Consider the following 16,878-nt stretch of genomic DNA (forward strand, 5'->3'; position numbering starts at 1 on the left):
CATAGTAAGGAGGCTTTGCCCCATGTCTGACGTAAATTTAAAGTGCGCGTGTGGAACGGTTAAAGGAAAGATCGCTTCCGTCAGTACAAGGATTGGCACTCGGATTATTTGTTGTTGCCATGACTGCCAAGCATTTGCTCATTATCTGGAACAAGGTGAGAGTGTTTTAGATCAGTACGGTGGAACAGATATTTTTCAAACCCCTATGTCGTCTCTTACGATCACGGAAGGAAAGTCGCAGATTGCTTGCCTAAGACTTAGTTCTAAAGGTTTACATCGCTGGTATGCAAGTTGTTGCAATACACCGATTGGCAATACATTTAGCGCCGGTGGGCCATTTATTGGGGTAATTCATAGTTTTATGGACAACTCACAAACACGAGATGTGGATTTGGGAAAAAGCAGAGGGTATGTTTTTAGTCAGTTTGCTAAATCGCCCATTCCCGAGGATCTCAAAGCATCCCCTCTCAACATTAACTTTCGAATGGTGACAAAAATCCTTACATGGAAATTAAAAGGTTTCAGCAAGCCGTCGGCATTTTTCAATGAAGATGGCGCGCCAATTTGCGTACCTCATGTCCTTGAGAAAAAGCAGTAAGAGACGTAAACCTATCAAAAATATTCCTGCCAGACCTGATTAGCCGCTTGATGCAGCAAACTATGTCGCCATGCGACTTTTTCTTCTTGTCTGTCATAACCACCGCCGATGACGCAGGCAGTAGGCAGTTTAAGGGCGATGCAGGTTTCTATAACGTATTTATCTCGCTCTAAAATACCTTGGTCGGTTAGATTGACGTAGCCAAGTCGGTCGTCTTTATGGACGTCGACACCTGCGTCGTAGAAGATGAAGTCAGGTTGGTGTTCGGCGAGTATCGCGGGCAATGTACTTTTTAGAATGGATAGGTATTCTTGGTCATTTGCGCCTTTGGGGATGGCGATATTGAGGCCAGCAGTTTGTTTGATTGGAGGATAGTTTTCTTCACAATGCCACGAGACCGGAATGATATCGGTTCTATCTTTGAAGAAGGCAATAGTTCCGTCGCCTTGGTGTACATCGCAGTCTAGGATAAGGATTTTTTTCGCCCTGCCAGATTTGATCATAGCAAGTGCGGCGACAGCTAAATCGTTGAATATACAGAATCCAGATCCATGAGAAGGATGTGCATGATGCGTACCACCAGCAAGGTGACAAGCCAAGCCATGTTCGAACGCGAGTTCAGTGGTGAGCATGGTGCCAGAGACGGCGCGCAAGGTCCGTTCGACTAGCCATTCAGACCAAGGCAAGCCAATTTCTTTTTCTTCTCGTTTGCTCAGCTCACCACGAATAAAGCGTTGTACGTATTCTTTATGATGAGCAGCCATTAATACTTTAAGAGAAAGCGGCGCAGGTGTGTATTCGTTTTCGTCCGTCAGGATCCCCTGCTCTCTTAAGGACTCCGCCAACAGACCAAACTTGCGCATGGGAAACCGATGCCCTGCGGGAAATGGGATGCTGTAATTAGGGTGGAAAACGAGTGGTAACAAAGCGGCATTCATAAAACAGATTACTTAACTCTTCAGAAAGAGAGCTATGCTAGCAAGGGTCGCTTAGGTTATGCCACTTTCTTTTGAGACTTGTTTTACTTAATGAATACAAAGCAGAGATTATTTACTCTTGGCAACGAGGACTTTTCGAATTGCACCATTAAAAGACTCAATAAGATGTGGCGGGAAACCTTTACCACTTTCGAAGTTCACCATTTGTACGGCACGCATGGCACTTTTGTTATAATCACTACCGGATTTACCCCAAACAGCATCAATAAACATAACAGCCATTGATAAGATAAAAGCACCTTGAGGAATCAAAGAGCCCACCAAACCTTCGGGGAAACCAGTACCATCAAAACGTTCTTTATGAGCCTGAACCATGGCAACCGCGTCTTCCCAGCCTTCATGTTTGGAAAGAAGTTTAGCGCCAACCATTGGATGGTTGTGCTCTGCTTGGCGTTTTGCAGCTTCATCGTCTTTGCAGTTTAGAATCAGCGCCATACCCATATTATGCATATAAGCCGCTGCACTTAATTGAGCTGGATCTATAGAGCTTTTACATTCAGCATTGATCAATTGGCAAAGCTTGAGGATACGCTCGCTCCGTTCTGATGAATAACCAAGTAAGCGGTTTAATTTTTGGCTAAACCCAATAAATGACTCAATGTCAGCCTTTTGTTCATCGGTATATTCAACTTTAACAATCACAGAAGTGACTGCCGGTTCTTCTTTTACTTCTTCTGTTACTTGGTTGCATTGCCTGAGTAAGGTTGCTGCCATTTCGGGGCGTTTGCTATCATCCTCTTCGGCATAAATTTCATCTAAACCGCGCTGCAATTGATCACGCACTGCAATTTCAGCGACATGAGATCGATAAATTTGCTGAAGCAAATCGTAAACTTTTTCAATAACCACAATAATCAGTTCACCCAAATAAGGGTGATATTGAATGTACCCACCACGCATACCATCAACTATTTCTTCTAACTTGTGAAGCACACCAACCAAGGGATCAAGAAAACAAACAGAGCAATTGCCTTTCATACTATGCAAAGAGCGAAAAAGCTTGTCTAATTTATCGAATGAAAAACCATCGCCTTCGATGCTATTAATGGTTTCTTCAATTTCTTGTTGTGCTTCCACATAGCATTCGAGCAAGTCATCCTTAAGTTCTTTTTCCAACGCTGAAAACGCTTTACACGCAAAATGGCTCATTTTTCTCTTCCATTACAAGGAACTTACAACCCCGACACATACTTAAGTCTACCCAAAGAATTGGCAATTTATAGCATCATCCTCTTATTGTAGTTAGAATAATTGTAAGCGTGCACATAGAGTATGTTTCATTATGCAAACGAGGTATCCATGCCAAATTACTGGCTTATGAAATCTGAACCCGATGCGTTTTCAATAGATGATTTAAAACGACTAAAACACTCACCTTGGGATGGAGTAAGAAACTACCAAGCACGAAATTTCATGAAAGAAATGAAAGAAGGTGATTTGGTGTTTTTTTACCATTCAAGTTGCACTCCAGCAGGCATAGTTGGAACAGCCAAAGTCTGTAAAAGTGCTTATCCAGACCACACCAGCTGGGACAAAAATAGCGCTTATTATGATGCGAAATCAACGCCAGATAGCCCACGTTGGTTTATGGTGGACGTAGAATTTGTTGAAAAGTGGCCGTCCATTCTGACATTAGCAGAATTAAAACAAAACCCTGAATTGACTGAGATGTTATTAACAAAAAAAGGCAGCCGTCTATCTGTAATGCCTATTACACAAAGTGAATGGGAATACATCTCGACCATGCTGAAAAAATAAATGATGACCTTTGCACGATTACTACGTTAGTAACCTTGTGAAAAGGTCTCAAATATTTAGAAAAAGTTAATGCTAAATTGATGTTTTAATGGAACTCTCGATCCCGCTGTTTTAAAGACACCGCGTAATCGAAGTAATACTGAACAACTACACCTAAATAATCGTAATCATCCCCTGTTCTTGCAATGACACCAACGCTCCCCATTTGACGGTATTTTTTCGGTTGGAAGTACGTTTCAAGACGCCAGCCAACTTCATCTAGATTATACTTTTCCCTATACAGTGAAGTTCGTAGATCTTCATTGAAATAATAACCTATACCGATACGTGAACTAGTCACATTACTCAATGTTGTATCAGTGGATATATAGTTGGTCGTCAACGAGAAAGATCCTAAAAATGCTTCTCCGATAAACTGCCCAATCACATCTCTCTCGCTTTCTAACTCTTCATCCATAGGCTCTAGTTCAGAAATGCCAACTCCAACCCCCAAACGACCATATTCGTTATGAAGAAACCAGTTCGAAGAAAGCTCGGATTGGGCAAAGCTACTTTTTGATGAGCCAGTGATAAGATAGTTGCTGTTTAACAATACTTGGGTGGATAAATAATCGTTAATAGGAATATTGACTTTAAAGTCAATATTCATCAAAGACTTCTCATCCAAAAGCCCATAACCTAAACCAAAAGCAAAGTTAGGCGGCTCTCTCTCTGCGTGGGCAGCACCACTAACAAAAAGACATGAAACAAAAATACGGGCTAATACAGTCAAAACACTCTCTCAATAAAAAGACGCTCGTAAAAACAAATTGTGCAATTATTGTGGCTGATGTTTTGCAAAAGCTCCAGTAAGAAAACAAGACTATTTCAACTTACTTTTTTACGTTAAATTACAGGGAATTCAGAACACCTCTGGGATTCGGAAGCAAAGCCCAATATAATAGCGCCAAAGTCGATTAGACGAACACATTTTTAGGTTAATACGTTACATGGCAAAAAAACTTTTTATCCAGACTCATGGCTGTCAAATGAACGAATACGATTCATCTCGCATGGCAGATTTACTTGGCGAAAGCCATGAAATGGAACTCACAGACAATGCAGAAGAAGCAGACGTACTGCTGCTTAACACCTGTTCTATTCGTGAAAAGGCGCAAGACAAGGTCTATCACCAACTAGGACGTTGGAAAAAACTTAAGCAAAAAAATCCTAACCTTGTTATCGGTGTTGGTGGTTGCGTAGCGAGCCAAGAAGGCGATGCGATCCGTAAGCGCGCCAAGCATGTCGATATGATTTTTGGACCTCAGACACTGCATAAATTACCAGAGATGATCAATGCAGCCGGAAAACACATTCCGATCACTGACGTGACCTTCCCTGAGATCGAAAAATTTGATCATCTACCAGCCCCTCGCGTTGATGGTGCTGAAGCGTTTGTTTCTATCATGGAAGGCTGTAGTAAATACTGTACTTTCTGTGTTGTGCCTTACACCCGAGGCGAAGAAGTAAGCCGCCCGTTTGACAGCATTTTGAAAGAAGTCGTACAGCTTGCTGAGCAAGGCGTACGTGAAATTCACTTGCTAGGACAAAACGTTAACGCGTATCGTGGCGATACTGCAGAAGGTGACGAAGCTGATCTTGCTGACATTATTCATGCGGTTGCACAAATCGATGGTGTTGAGCGAATTCGTTTCACTACGTCGCATCCAGTGGAATTCAGCGACAGCTTAGTAGAAGCGTTCCGCACGCAGCCGAAACTGGTTAGTCACTTACATCTACCAGTACAGAGCGGTGCAGACAATATCCTAAGCGCAATGAAACGTGGTCATGATCGTCAATATTACATTGATAAAATCAACCGTATTAAAGACGCGCGCCCAGGGATCAGTTTGTCTTCTGACTTTATCATTGGCTTCCCAGGCGAAACAGATGACGACTTTGTTGATACCATGAATCTAATTCAGGAAATCGGCTTTGATCACTCGTTCAGTTTTGTATACAGTCAACGACCAGGCACACCGGCGTCTAATCTAGAAGATGACACGCCAGAAGACGTGAAAAAAGAGCGTCTAGCCATTTTACAACGTCGTATTAGCCAACAAGCCTACGACATTAGTTTGTCTATGGTCGGTGAAGTGCAACGTATTTTGATCAGCGGTTATTCACCTCGCGATCCTGGACAGCTTCAAGGTCGAACTGAAAACAATCGGATTGTAAATTTCCGTGCGTTCGATCCGCAATTGATTGGTAAATTCGCAGATGTTGTTATCACAGATGCTTACCCTAACTCCCTATTGGGTGAGTTAGTAGGCTCTGAACTCGACTCTGACTTTGCACTACAATAATCAAAGGTAAATCTTGGAAATCACACAGACAACTCAACAAATCCGTTTAGTCCCTGCCGAAGCCGATGCTTTGGTTGGACTATGCGGTCAACTCGACGAGAACATCAAGTTAATAGAAAAGAGACTTGATGTTTCTATCAAATACCGTGGCGAGCTATTCGACATTTCCGGTGAAGATTCTGAGCACGTAGCTGCAACAAAAACGCTACTAGCAAACCTCTACCGTGAAGCATTGGCGAATACAGAAATCACACCTGAAATGATTCACCTTTACCTGCAAGAGTCAGCGATTGAATCACTGACGAGCAGTAAAAGAGAGAAAGCTGACCAGCTAGTGATTAAAACTCGCAAAGCCTTCATCAAGCCAAAAGGCAAAAACCAGCAAGGCTACGTCAAGCAGATTCGTAAGCACGATATTAACTTTGGTATCGGACCAGCTGGTACAGGTAAAACCTATCTAGCCGTAGCTTGTGCAGTCGAAGCGCTAGAAGCTGATCGTGTTGAACGTATTATGCTGGTTCGTCCAGCAGTCGAAGCAGGCGAAAAACTGGGATTCTTGCCAGGTGACTTGTCACAAAAAATCGATCCATACTTGCGCCCTCTTTATGATGCTTTGTACGAAATGCTTGGTTTTGAATTGGTCGATAAGTTGATCGAAAAAAATGTCATCGAAATCGCACCGCTTGCTTTCATGCGTGGCCGTACCCTGAACAACGCCTTCATTATTCTTGATGAGAGCCAAAATACCACGCGCGAGCAGATGAAAATGTTTTTGACACGTATCGGTTTTGGCTCAACCGCAGTAATCACTGGAGACACAACGCAGGTAGATTTACCACGCGGCACTACATCTGGCTTAGCGCAAGCAATGCACGTTTTAAAAGACGTAAGCGGCATCAGTATGACGCTATTTAGCTCTTCTGACGTTGTCCGTCATCCGCTGGTTCAGCGTATTGTTGAAGCTTATGATAAATTTGACGTTGAAGTGGAAGCTGAAAAAAAAGCACGCACCGAAGCTCGTCTAACCGCACAAGCAGAACAGTCTGCAGGTAGCAAATAATGGCGTATTTAGAGCTTGATTTACAAATAGCAACAGAAGAAACTGCAAATTTACCAAGCGAAGCGGATTTTAGACTTTGGGTCGAAAAAGCCCTTCCAGACGTAGATGAAGAGTTTGAAGTTACCATTCGCATAGTCGACGAAGAAGAAAGCCACGCACTTAATCACGAGTATCGTGGTAAAGACAAACCTACCAACGTCCTATCTTTCCCATTCGAGGCACCTCCTGGGTTAGAGCTTCCATTATTAGGCGATTTGGTCATCTGCACTCAAATTGTGGCAAAAGAAGCCGCAGAGCAAAATAAAGAGTTATTCCATCATTGGGCTCATATGACTATTCATGGCATCTTGCATTTACGCGGCTATGATCATATAAATGATGATGAAGCAGATGAAATGGAATCGATAGAAACAGAGCTACTGGCTTCCCTATCTATTTCCGATCCTTATTTGATTAAAGAGTGAGCTAATACCCTAATGAGTGACGACCGATCGAGTTTATCCAACGATCAACAAAAATCTTGGTTTGAACGTTTAACCCAAGCATTCAATGATGAACCACGCAGCCGTGGTGACATCGTTAAACTTCTAGAAGCTGCAGTGAAATCCGATGTTATTGATCGCGATGCTTTCACTATTGTTGAAGGCGCACTAGAAGTTTCTGAAGTTCAGGCACGTGACATCATGATTCCACCATCTCAAATGGTGGTCATTAAGTCCGAAGATGACCCTAAAACGTCAATCCGCAAAATAATAGATTCTTCTCACTCACGGTTCCCTGTTGTAGGTGAGGATTCCGATGAAATTCTCGGCGTCCTGCTTGCCAAAGACTTATTGCCTTTATTATTTAAAGAAGGCGATGTAACAATAGAAGATATCTTAGCGCGTTTACGCCCTGCTAATTTCATTCCTGAAAGCAAACGCCTAAACGTATTGTTGAATGATTTTCGCACCAAGCGTTATCACATGGCATTAGTTCTAGATGAATACGGCAGCGTGTCTGGCTTAGTGACGATTGAAGACGTATTAGAACAAATCGTTGGTGAAATAGAAGATGAAACCGACAAACTTGATGACGAAGGCATTCAAGTAACCACCGAACCCGGTGTTTATCTTGTGCCAGCATTATGTCCAGTTGAAGACTTTAATGAGTTCTTCAAAGTCGAACTAAACGAAGAAGAGTTCGACACCATTGGCGGAATACTTGTGCAACAGTTTGGCCATGTGCCATTGCGTGATGAAGAGCTTTTCTTCAACAACTTCCATTTCCGCGTGGTGAAATCGGATGGACGCCGCATTAAAACCATTCAAGTCACCAAACCAACCATCAACACACCAGATTAATATGAACATGCCTCACCCCGACTTAACCAATACCAAGACGGGGTGGGAGCCTCTCTTGGTGGCGAAAATATCCAAACTCCCTCCCCCTTTTATTGGCCTTATCGGCATTATTGCTGGTGCTTTAGGCGTAACCAGTTTCTCACCTTTTCATTTTTGGCCCGGCTATTTTATTAGCTTAATCGTATTTAGCCTGCTCGTTTTAACAAGTACAACAGCAAAATCTGCCTGCTGGCGTGGTACAGCTGTCGCGTTAGGCTTTTTTGGCGCAGGCGTTTCTTGGGTTTATGTCAGCATTGCTGAATACGGGCAAGTTGGCAGCATAATAGCCGGACTTATCACCTTTGCATTTGTCGCTGTGCTCTGCGTTTTTTGGGCACTTTCAGCCTGGGCATCATGGAAACTCATTCAGCGCTTTCAGAAAATACCTGCGAGTCTATGGGTCACACTAGGTTTATTGATTGCTGAGTTCGCCCGTAGCACTCTTTTTACTGGCTTTCCTTGGTTATTGCCCGGCTATTCGATTGAAAACACCTGGTTATTTGAGCTTTTGCCCGTTGGAGGAATTTGGCTCACTAGCGCATGTGTAGTATTAACCTCTAGCGTGATCGCCAGCATACTGCTTAAGCAAACCAATCAACTCATGCTAGTTTTCGTGCTCGTTATTGTCTGGTTAGGTTCGGCCTATTTAAGCTATTACCCGGTTTCATGGGTACAACAAACAGGCACATTAAAAACCACCTTGGTGCAAGGCAATGTAAAGCAGGACGAAAAATGGCTGGCTGAAACAGCAGGAAAATCTCTAGCCTATTACCAACAAACTACCATTGAACATTTAGACAGTGAATTAGTTGTCTGGCCTGAAACCGCAATTACTTATTCTTATCCACGAATAAAACCCTATTTTGAAGGCTTCAGCAAAGAACTTGAGAACACTAATACCACTCTGATTACTGGTATTCCAGATGTTAGTGAAGACAATAAAGATTACTACAATGCTATCTGGGCAACAGGAAATGGTTTTGGGCTTTATTACAAACGCAGACTCGTTCCTTTTGGCGAATATATTCCGTTTGCACAATACATAGGTCCGATCCTAGATGTGTTTGGTATGCCTATGTCGAGCTTTAAACCCGGCGATGAAAACCAACCTGTACTACAAGTCGGCGAATGGGGTATAGCGCCGTTTATTTGCTATGAAATTGTTTATGCCGAACAAGTAAGACGCATGGTAAGAGACAGTGATTTCTTAATAACCATTAGTAATGATGGTTGGTTTGGCACATCTTTTGGTCCTTGGCAGCATTTACAAATAGCGCAATTTAGAGCGAAAGAAGCCGGTCGTTATGTCATCCGCGCAACAAACACAGGTATTACGGCGTTCATCAATGAAAAAGGCGAAGTGGTCGCACAAGCGCCGCAATTTGAAAGAACAACGCTGACAGCTGAGGCAAAAGCCTTTACAGGTAATACACCATACGTGCAATGGGGTTATTGGCCAACACTTTTGCTAATGGGGATTTGTGTGATATTTGCTTATTTAAACGGCTTAATTCTAAACCGCAAAAACAGATAACCAATAACGAAATGAACCTTGGAATTTGATTCACGCTGACGCTTGGATCTTGCGAAACAGGCGCAAGTATTTTTTATTTTAAGAACTGAATACCAAGGTTCATGGTATGCATTACTACGCAGGACACCTACAGGGATGTAGGGGGTAGAGCCAAGTCAGGAACAGAGACCGAGCGTGGGAACAAGGAAAGAACAAGGGTAAACAACGGATAAAAAAGAGCCTTGGTATTTGATTCACGCTGACGCGTTGAGCTTGCGAAACAGGCGCAAGTGAATGGAATACCAAGGCTCATGCTATGCATTACCACGCAGGAGCGTGGGAACGAGGAACAATGAATTACTCAGTTTTATTGGTCTGATCATCATGAGTCGACATCAAGCCATAATGGCAGATCTCACATGGTGCTAATGCTTGCTTGGTTTCGATAACGTTATCATGTCCACAAGACATACAATGATAACTTCCTGGCTCAACAACCGTACCAACCACATGACACTCTTCAAGCGGCACAGGGTTGTTATTCGCATGGTTAATCAGCCATAACAAAGCTGTATCCTCTTTTTCGTCAAGCTCTTCGACCAACTCATGACTCTCATCAAGCACGTAATGCCAGTTCGCATCTACCCATGCTTCGGTGTAACCCATTTTGTCATGCCAATAGGCCGTCATTAAAGCAACATCTTCTAAAAACCAATCCTTTGCTCCAATCAATGTCTTACGCGCTTCTTCAACCAAATTGGAATCGATTTCGCTTTTTGATGAATCTTTTTTCATAGATTTCATAACTCCTCCTCTATGCACCTTCTAATTAGGGCTCCATCTCTATAAAATAACGGATATTTTCAAACTCTGCTGGCCATTGCACCATTATCTTGCGTTATGTCGCTATAATGGTCCTCTTTTCATTAAAGAGAATACAGGTCTACCAACCTTTCGTCGATCACGGGATAAGAATACATCATGCAAGAGCAATATAATCCGCAGCAAATAGAACAAGCTGCCCAATCTTTTTGGGACGAGAACAAAGTCTTCAAAGCCATCGCTGATTCTAGCAAAGAAAAGTTCTACTGCCTTTCTATGTTCCCTTACCCAAGTGGTCGTCTGCACATGGGTCACGTTCGTAACTACACTATCGGCGATGTCATTTCTCGCTACCAACGCATGCAAGGCAAAAATGTCCTACAGCCAATGGGCTGGGATGCTTTTGGTCTTCCTGCTGAAAACGCAGCGATCAAGCACAAAACTGCACCAGCAAAATGGACCACAGAAAACATCGCCTACATGAAAGGCCAGCTTAAAGAACTTGGTTTTGGTTACGACTGGGATCGTGAGATTGCTACCTGCACTCCTGAATACTACAAATGGGAGCAATGGTTCTTCACACAATTAGTTGAAAAAGGCTTGGCATACAAAAAAACAGCTGCTGTGAACTGGTGCCCAGAAGACCAAACGGTATTGGCTAATGAGCAAGTTGAAGATGGTTGCTGCTGGCGTTGTGGCACTAATGTAGAGAAGAAAGAAATCTCTCAGTGGTTTATCCGCATCACAGATTACGCAGAAGAACTATTAAATGATCTTGATCAATTAGATGGCTGGCCAGAAAAAGTAAAAGCCATGCAACGTAACTGGATCGGTCGTTCAGAAGGCCTAGAATTTAGCTTTGCTGTAGAAGGCAAAGACGAGCGTCTATCTGTTTACACAACTCGTCCAGATACTATTATGGGGGTGACTTATGTTGCAGTAGCAACACAGCACCCTCTTTCTTTAGAAGCGTCTGCTAACAATACTGATCTTGCGACGTTTATCGAAGAAAGCAAAAAAATGTCGACTACTGAAGCCGATATGGCAACAGTTGAGAAAAAAGGCATGGACACTGGCTTCAAAGCCATTCACCCGATTACTGGTGAAGCAGTTCCGGTTTATGCGGCTAACTTTGTGTTGATGGATTACGGTTCAGGCGCGGTTATGTCGGTTCCTGCTCATGATCAACGCGACTTTGAATTCGCGAAAAAATACAACCTAGCAATCAAACAAGTTGTTCAGCCTGCTGGCGATGACTTAGTTGATCTAGAAAAAGCAGCTTTCACTGAAAAAGGCGTATTATGCAACTCTGGCGAATTCGACGGCTTAGCATTTAAAGAAGCATTTGAAGCCATTGCAGCTTGGATGGTTGAACGTAAATTAGGCGAAATAAAAGTGAACTATCGTCTACGTGATTGGGGTGTTAGCCGTCAGCGCTACTGGGGAACGCCAATCCCGACAATCAACCTAAAAGATGGTTCTGTTGTACCAGTACCAAAAGATCAGCTACCAGTTGTACTACCAACAGATGTGATCATGGACGGTGTTAACTCACCGATCAAAAACAACCCAACTTTTTCTTCGGTTATGTTTAATGGCGAAGAAGCAGAACGCGAAACCGATACCTTCGATACTTTCATGGAATCGTCTTGGTATTTCGCTCGCTACTGCTGCCCAGACTCTACCGATGCAATGCTGACAGAAGAAGCGAACTACTGGCTTCCTGTTGACCAATATGTTGGTGGCGTAGAGCACGCTATTCTTCACCTATTGTACTCACGCTTTTTCCATAAATTGTTACGTGATGCGGGTCTTGTGAACTCTGATGAACCATTCAAACGTCTGTTGACGCAAGGTATGGTAAACAAAGACGGCACTAAGATGTCTAAATCCAAAGGCAATACGGTCGATCCACAAGAAATGATTGAGAAGTACGGCGCCGATACCGTTCGCTTGTTCATGATGTTCAGTGCACCACCAGAGCAATCACTTGAATGGAACGATGCCGGTGTAGATGGTGCTTCTCGCTTCCTGCGCCGTTTATGGGCGTTATCTTACCGTCATACCAATGCGGGTAAAGTTGGCGAACTAAACATTGCCGAATTGAATGGTGCTCAAAAAGCTTTGCGTCGTAAGACTCATGAAACCATTCAGAAAGTATCAGACGATATCGAACGTCGCCAAACCTTCAACACTGCCATTGCGGCCGTGATGGAGCTTTGTAACGAGATCAGCAAGTTCGAAGACACATCCGAATTGGGTCTTGCTGTAGAACAAGAAGCATTAGAAGCAGCGACATTGTTGTTGTCTCCTATTGTGCCTCACATTGCCCACCAGTTATGGAGCGAGCTAGGCCATAGTGACAATATCGTTAATACACCTTGGCCAACGCTAGACGAAGACGCATTGATCAAGGACGAGCTAACTATTGTTGTTCAAGTACTTGGTAAAAAACGTGCTGAATTGACCGTTTCCGCTAGTGCTGACAGTAAAACAATTGAAGCAGAAGCACTTGCTCATCCAAGTGTTGCCAAGTTCCTTGAAGGCAAAACAGTTAGAAAAGTTATTGTCGTTCCAGGTCGTTTGGTCAACATTGTTGCCAACTAATTGAGGTACACTAAGGGATGGCTGAGCCATCCCTTTTTACCAACAACAATACAGAGATCACGGATATGATAGCCGCACTTACACAAACAACTCGTCTACTATTATTGGCATTACTGACCATGAGTATTGTCGCCTGTGGATTCCATTTACGTGGCCAAACTAACATACCAGCAAAGCTTAAAGTTATAACACTAACGTCAGAAAGTGGCTCTGATAGTTTCGATAGAGCGCTGCGCATCGCACTGACTAAAGCAGGCGTTGTTATCGTCGATAAAAACAGTGCAAATAAAGACACCCTTAATCTGAAAATCAATGCTATTACAAAAACTGATATAGAACTGGCCCGTGATGCAGACAATGATCTATCACAATTGCAGCGCCGTTTAAGCAGCCATTACTTTGTTCGTCAAGCCGACGGCAAATCCCTCTATGGCCCTAGAACCATCAACACAACAAAAACACTGACTAATCAAAATGCTGAAGAAAGCGCCAAGTTATCTTATAACCAAGCGCAAGAAGAAAGCATGAATGAAGATCTAGCCAATCAACTAGTTTACGACTTAAGTTATGCCCCATTATAACTCGCATCACTTTTAGGCGGACATTATGAAAGTCAGAGCTGACCAACTAGAATCTCAGCTAAAAAAAAACTTGGCGCCTATTTATATTATTTCTGGTGACGAAGTTTTATTGTGCCAAGAAGCGGCAGACAGCATTCGTAAAGCGGCCCAACATCATAATATTGATGAACGTTTGCGTTTCGTGGCAGATGCACAATTTGATTGGCAAGATGTCATCAACGAAAATCAAAGTTTGTCGTTGTTTTCCACGCGTAGAATGTTTGATATTCAAATAGACAAGATGGGCGAAAAACATAGCAAAGCATTGGCTCAATTAAGCCAATCGCTTAGCGAAGACAATATCATCTTGCTCACCTTGCCTAAAATTGACGCTCGAACTCAAAAAGCCAAATGGTTCACGCAATTGGAATCGCAAGGTGTTTTTGTACAAATCTGGCCAATAGACGCAAACCGACTTCCTGCATGGGTACAGCAAAGAGCACAAGCGCTAGATTTATCTCTTACTCGTGATGCTGCCAGCATGATTTGCGAACGTGGAGAGGGGAATCTTTTAGCCCTTTCCCAAGAATTAGAAAAGCTCGCCCTAGTGCATGGGCAAGGCGTGCAAATTGATGCCGAAAAAGTTGCTGAATCCGTGGCTGACAGCAGTCGTTACTCAATTTACGATTTGAGCGATCGACTGTTAATGGGCAAAACCAAAGACGCTATGCACTGCCTACATCAGTTGCTAGGCGAAGGGGTTGAAGCCAGCATCATTCTTTGGCTATTTAATCGCGAAATTCAAACCTTAGCGAACCTACTACAAAGCATGCAATCCTCCAGCTTTAAGCAAGCCTGCCAAAATGAAAAAATTTGGGACAAGCGTGTACCATTTTATGAAAGCGCTATGTCGCGACACAACAAAGTCACCCTGCCTTACATGCAAAACTACCTAGCCTTGATTGATAAAAGCATCAAGGGATTAGAAGGCCCAGACAGCGAAATAGGCTTTCGCAACCTAGTGATGATGTTTTGTGGCTACAAACCTGTGGTGACTGAATTGGACTTACCATAAATAATATTTATTGAAATATTTTTTATTATCAATATGTTACGTATTTAAACTAATAGAAACATAAAGCTGACATTGTTCTATCCTTAATAATGGGATGATAAGAAAAATAATCTAGCTTTATGGAGACTTCTATGTCTTGGTTTAAACGAAAAACATTAGCGCCATCTGATAGTACCGGTAAAAATCAAGGCGTTAAAATCCTTCAGTTAACTCACGCTGAACTGTCTGAAGCCACTCTTGCTGCATTAAAATTTCCAGAAAAGAAAACACAATTAATCCTCGCCTTTGTGTCTTCCAATCTCGACTTTGAAAGTACTGTTGAAAAAATCCAGCGATTCACGCCTTTCTGTGAAAAAGTCGTTGCTGTGATGACATCTGGCGAACTTAACAGCCAACAAGCAAATTTTTATCAAACGACCGATGGAAAATGGGACTCGATTGTCTTACAAAGCTACAGTGAAGAGCTGCTAGCATCCACTGAAATAAAAACTATCCCACTGCATTGCGAAGATTTAAAGCAAGGTAAAGTAACCAAAAACAAGCAAGATAGAATTCGCACTATTCAGTCCGAAATAGAAAAAATAAATGTGAAAATGGCCATCAACTACCAAGATACCATTGCCATTACATTTATTGATGGACTGTCGTCTAGCGAAAACTTCTTTATGAAAGCCTTGTACGATAGCCAGCGCTTTCCTTGTCATTTCATTGGTGGATCAGCGGGTGGGAAGCTAGACTTCAAACAAGCGTCTGTCTACGACGGCAGCAAAGTTGCTCACAATTGCGCTGTGGTTATTTTTACTAAGTTAGCAGACAATATTCGCTACGGCATACTAAAAACACACAATTTCCAAAAGACCAAACGCTCTTTTTATATTGCAGAATCAGACCCACAAAGACGTACTGTTACTACAGTCATTTCCAAATCTACTGGTAAAATAGTCAACATTGTCGACCACCTTTGTGACTATTTTAAATGCCAACCAAACGATCTAAATACAAAATTAACAAACCACTCATTTGCCGTTGAAATTGGTAGTGAATTATTTATACGCTCCATCGCCAGCATTGATTTAGATAACAAGATCATTCATTTTTTCTGCGACCTAGATTTTGGCGACGAGCTTATTCTGGTAGAAGCTAAAGGCTTTGCCGATAGTACCAAACAAGCCTTTGACGAATTTATGAAAGGCAAGCCTCAGCCAATCGCGATGCTAGCTAATGACTGTATTTTACGTCGTTTAAATAATGCAAAAGCACTCAAAGAGCTAACAGCCTTCCAGAACATTAAAGCCGCGGGCTTTTCTACTTTTGGCGAGCTATTAGGCGTGCATATGAACCAAACACTCACTGCATTATTTCTATTCAAAGTGTCAAAAAACGAACCATTTTCGGACCCTATTGTTGATAATTTTCCGATTCACTACAGTTATTTCAAAGAATTTTTTACGTTATCTAGATTGAATAGTTTAATGCAAATCAATCGCTTACAGGCAGACCTTATTAACTATCTATCTGAGTATCGTCCTTTACTTGAACAAGTGGTAGTTAGCTTTAACAAAATTACTAAGTACTCACAGCAGACAGAAGCGATTATTAGCGATGTAAGTGGCACCTTCCATGACCTAAGAAATGACATTAATGCGCAAGAAGATGGCCGCAAGGCACTGAATGGAAACGTAGCTCAGCTAAAAAACAATTCAGAGCAAGTACTTGCCATTTTAAAAGTTATTTCCGGAATTGCTGATCAAACTAACCTTCTCGCACTTAACGCTGCGATTGAGGCGGCGCGAGCAGGCGAAGCTGGTAGAGGGTTTGCTGTGGTTGCCGATGAAGTTAGACAACTATCTAAAAACACGCAAGACAGCTTAAATAAAACGGGAGAAACGATCTCATCTGTCACCAAATCAACCGGCTCTATCAGTCAGTCGATCGAAAGTATTGAACAGTTCATGTCTCGGCTCACCAATAATACAGGCGAGTTAACGGCACAAATTCAATCCCTAGGTGATGCTTCCAACATGGCAAGTAGAGATGTCAGCGAGAACATACGAGCGATTCAAGATATGACTGCTCGCATGTCTGAAATAGATAAAGAAGTCAAAGTAATAGAGAGCCTAAAGCGGGCTAATAACCTGTAACTCGATAAAGTGAAGTTTA

15 protein-coding genes are annotated in these 16,878 nt (G+C 42.5%); 11 read left to right on the forward strand and 4 right to left on the reverse strand.

Features of this window, described 5'->3' with window-relative positions:
- Nucleotides 1-22 precede the first annotated feature (22 nt).
- Entirely contained in the window at nt 23-598 is a 576-nt protein-coding gene (locus TY87_RS20990; protein ID WP_100188572.1) for a DUF6151 family protein, read from the forward strand.
- A gap of 14 nt (nt 599-612) precedes the next feature.
- Here the strand turns inward: TY87_RS20990 and TY87_RS20995 are convergent, their stop codons facing one another.
- Nucleotides 613-1,536, reverse strand: coding sequence for a histone deacetylase family protein (locus TY87_RS20995; RefSeq protein WP_100188550.1), 924 nt, complete (start codon nt 1,534-1,536; stop codon nt 613-615).
- A 108-nt stretch (nt 1,537-1,644) separates the two neighbouring features.
- Entirely contained in the window at nt 1,645-2,745 is a 1,101-nt protein-coding gene (locus TY87_RS21000) for an HD domain-containing phosphohydrolase (protein WP_100188551.1), read from the reverse strand.
- 150 nt (nt 2,746-2,895) lie between these two features.
- On the opposite strand from TY87_RS21000, the gene TY87_RS21005 reads away from it, so the two are divergent.
- Entirely contained in the window at nt 2,896-3,354 is a 459-nt protein-coding gene (locus TY87_RS21005; RefSeq protein WP_100188552.1) for an EVE domain-containing protein, read from the forward strand.
- 85 nt (nt 3,355-3,439) lie between these two features.
- Here TY87_RS21005 and TY87_RS21010 read toward each other — a convergent pair whose 3' ends face one another.
- Complete coding sequence (locus TY87_RS21010; protein ID WP_072838100.1) at nt 3,440-4,126, reverse strand: hypothetical protein; 687 nt, start codon at nt 4,124-4,126, stop codon at nt 3,440-3,442.
- Between the two features lie 217 nt (nt 4,127-4,343).
- On the opposite strand from TY87_RS21010, the gene miaB reads away from it, so the two are divergent.
- From miaB to lnt, 5 genes are read left to right on the forward strand one after another with little or no spacing between them, the layout of a single operon-like run.
- On the forward strand, nt 4,344-5,699 hold the full coding sequence (gene miaB, locus TY87_RS21015; protein WP_100188553.1) for a tRNA (N6-isopentenyl adenosine(37)-C2)-methylthiotransferase MiaB: 1,356 nt from the start codon (nt 4,344-4,346) through the stop codon (nt 5,697-5,699).
- Nucleotides 5,700-5,712: 13 nt separating this feature from the next.
- Nucleotides 5,713-6,759: a PhoH family protein gene (locus TY87_RS21020; RefSeq protein WP_100188554.1), complete on the forward strand. Its 1,047-nt coding sequence runs from the start codon at nt 5,713-5,715 to the stop codon at nt 6,757-6,759.
- Complete coding sequence (gene ybeY / locus TY87_RS21025; protein ID WP_072838103.1) at nt 6,759-7,223, forward strand: rRNA maturation RNase YbeY; 465 nt, start codon at nt 6,759-6,761, stop codon at nt 7,221-7,223. The genes TY87_RS21020 and ybeY overlap by 1 nt, the downstream gene beginning before the upstream one ends.
- 12 nt (nt 7,224-7,235) lie before the next feature.
- Nucleotides 7,236-8,102 carry a CorC family transporter gene (locus tag TY87_RS21030; RefSeq protein ID WP_072838104.1) on the forward strand — a complete coding sequence of 289 codons (867 nt, stop codon included), beginning with the start codon at nt 7,236-7,238 and terminating at the stop codon, nt 8,100-8,102.
- The gene (gene lnt, locus TY87_RS21035) at nt 8,044-9,675 is read left to right on the forward strand and encodes an apolipoprotein N-acyltransferase (RefSeq protein WP_232617206.1); all 1,632 of its coding nucleotides are present in this window, start codon (nt 8,044-8,046) and stop codon (nt 9,673-9,675) included. Before TY87_RS21030 ends, lnt begins: the two co-directional genes overlap by 59 nt.
- A 336-nt stretch (nt 9,676-10,011) precedes the next feature.
- On the opposite strand, the gene TY87_RS21040 is transcribed toward lnt, so the two are convergent.
- Complete coding sequence (locus TY87_RS21040; RefSeq protein ID WP_084122097.1) at nt 10,012-10,458, reverse strand: hypothetical protein; 447 nt, start codon at nt 10,456-10,458, stop codon at nt 10,012-10,014.
- A 177-nt stretch (nt 10,459-10,635) separates the two neighbouring features.
- On the opposite strand from TY87_RS21040, the gene leuS reads away from it, so the two are divergent.
- From leuS to TY87_RS21060, 4 genes are all read left to right on the forward strand, one after another.
- Nucleotides 10,636-13,083: a leucine--tRNA ligase gene (leuS, locus tag TY87_RS21045; protein ID WP_100188556.1), complete on the forward strand. Its 2,448-nt coding sequence runs from the start codon at nt 10,636-10,638 to the stop codon at nt 13,081-13,083.
- A gap of 17 nt (nt 13,084-13,100) precedes the next feature.
- Entirely contained in the window at nt 13,101-13,664 is a 564-nt protein-coding gene (locus TY87_RS21050) for an LPS-assembly lipoprotein LptE (protein ID WP_232617207.1), read from the forward strand.
- Between the two features lie 25 nt (nt 13,665-13,689).
- Entirely contained in the window at nt 13,690-14,718 is a 1,029-nt protein-coding gene (gene holA, locus TY87_RS21055; protein WP_100188557.1) for a DNA polymerase III subunit delta, read from the forward strand.
- A 131-nt stretch (nt 14,719-14,849) separates the two neighbouring features.
- Nucleotides 14,850-16,859 carry a methyl-accepting chemotaxis protein gene (locus tag TY87_RS21060; RefSeq protein ID WP_100188558.1) on the forward strand — a complete coding sequence of 670 codons (2,010 nt, stop codon included), beginning with the start codon at nt 14,850-14,852 and terminating at the stop codon, nt 16,857-16,859.
- Nucleotides 16,860-16,878 lie beyond the last annotated feature (19 nt).

Origin of the sequence: Marinomonas sp. BSi20584 (genome assembly GCF_002792415.1) — a bacterium.
In the GTDB taxonomy this organism is placed as follows: Bacteria; Pseudomonadota; Gammaproteobacteria; order Pseudomonadales; family Marinomonadaceae; genus Marinomonas; species Marinomonas polaris.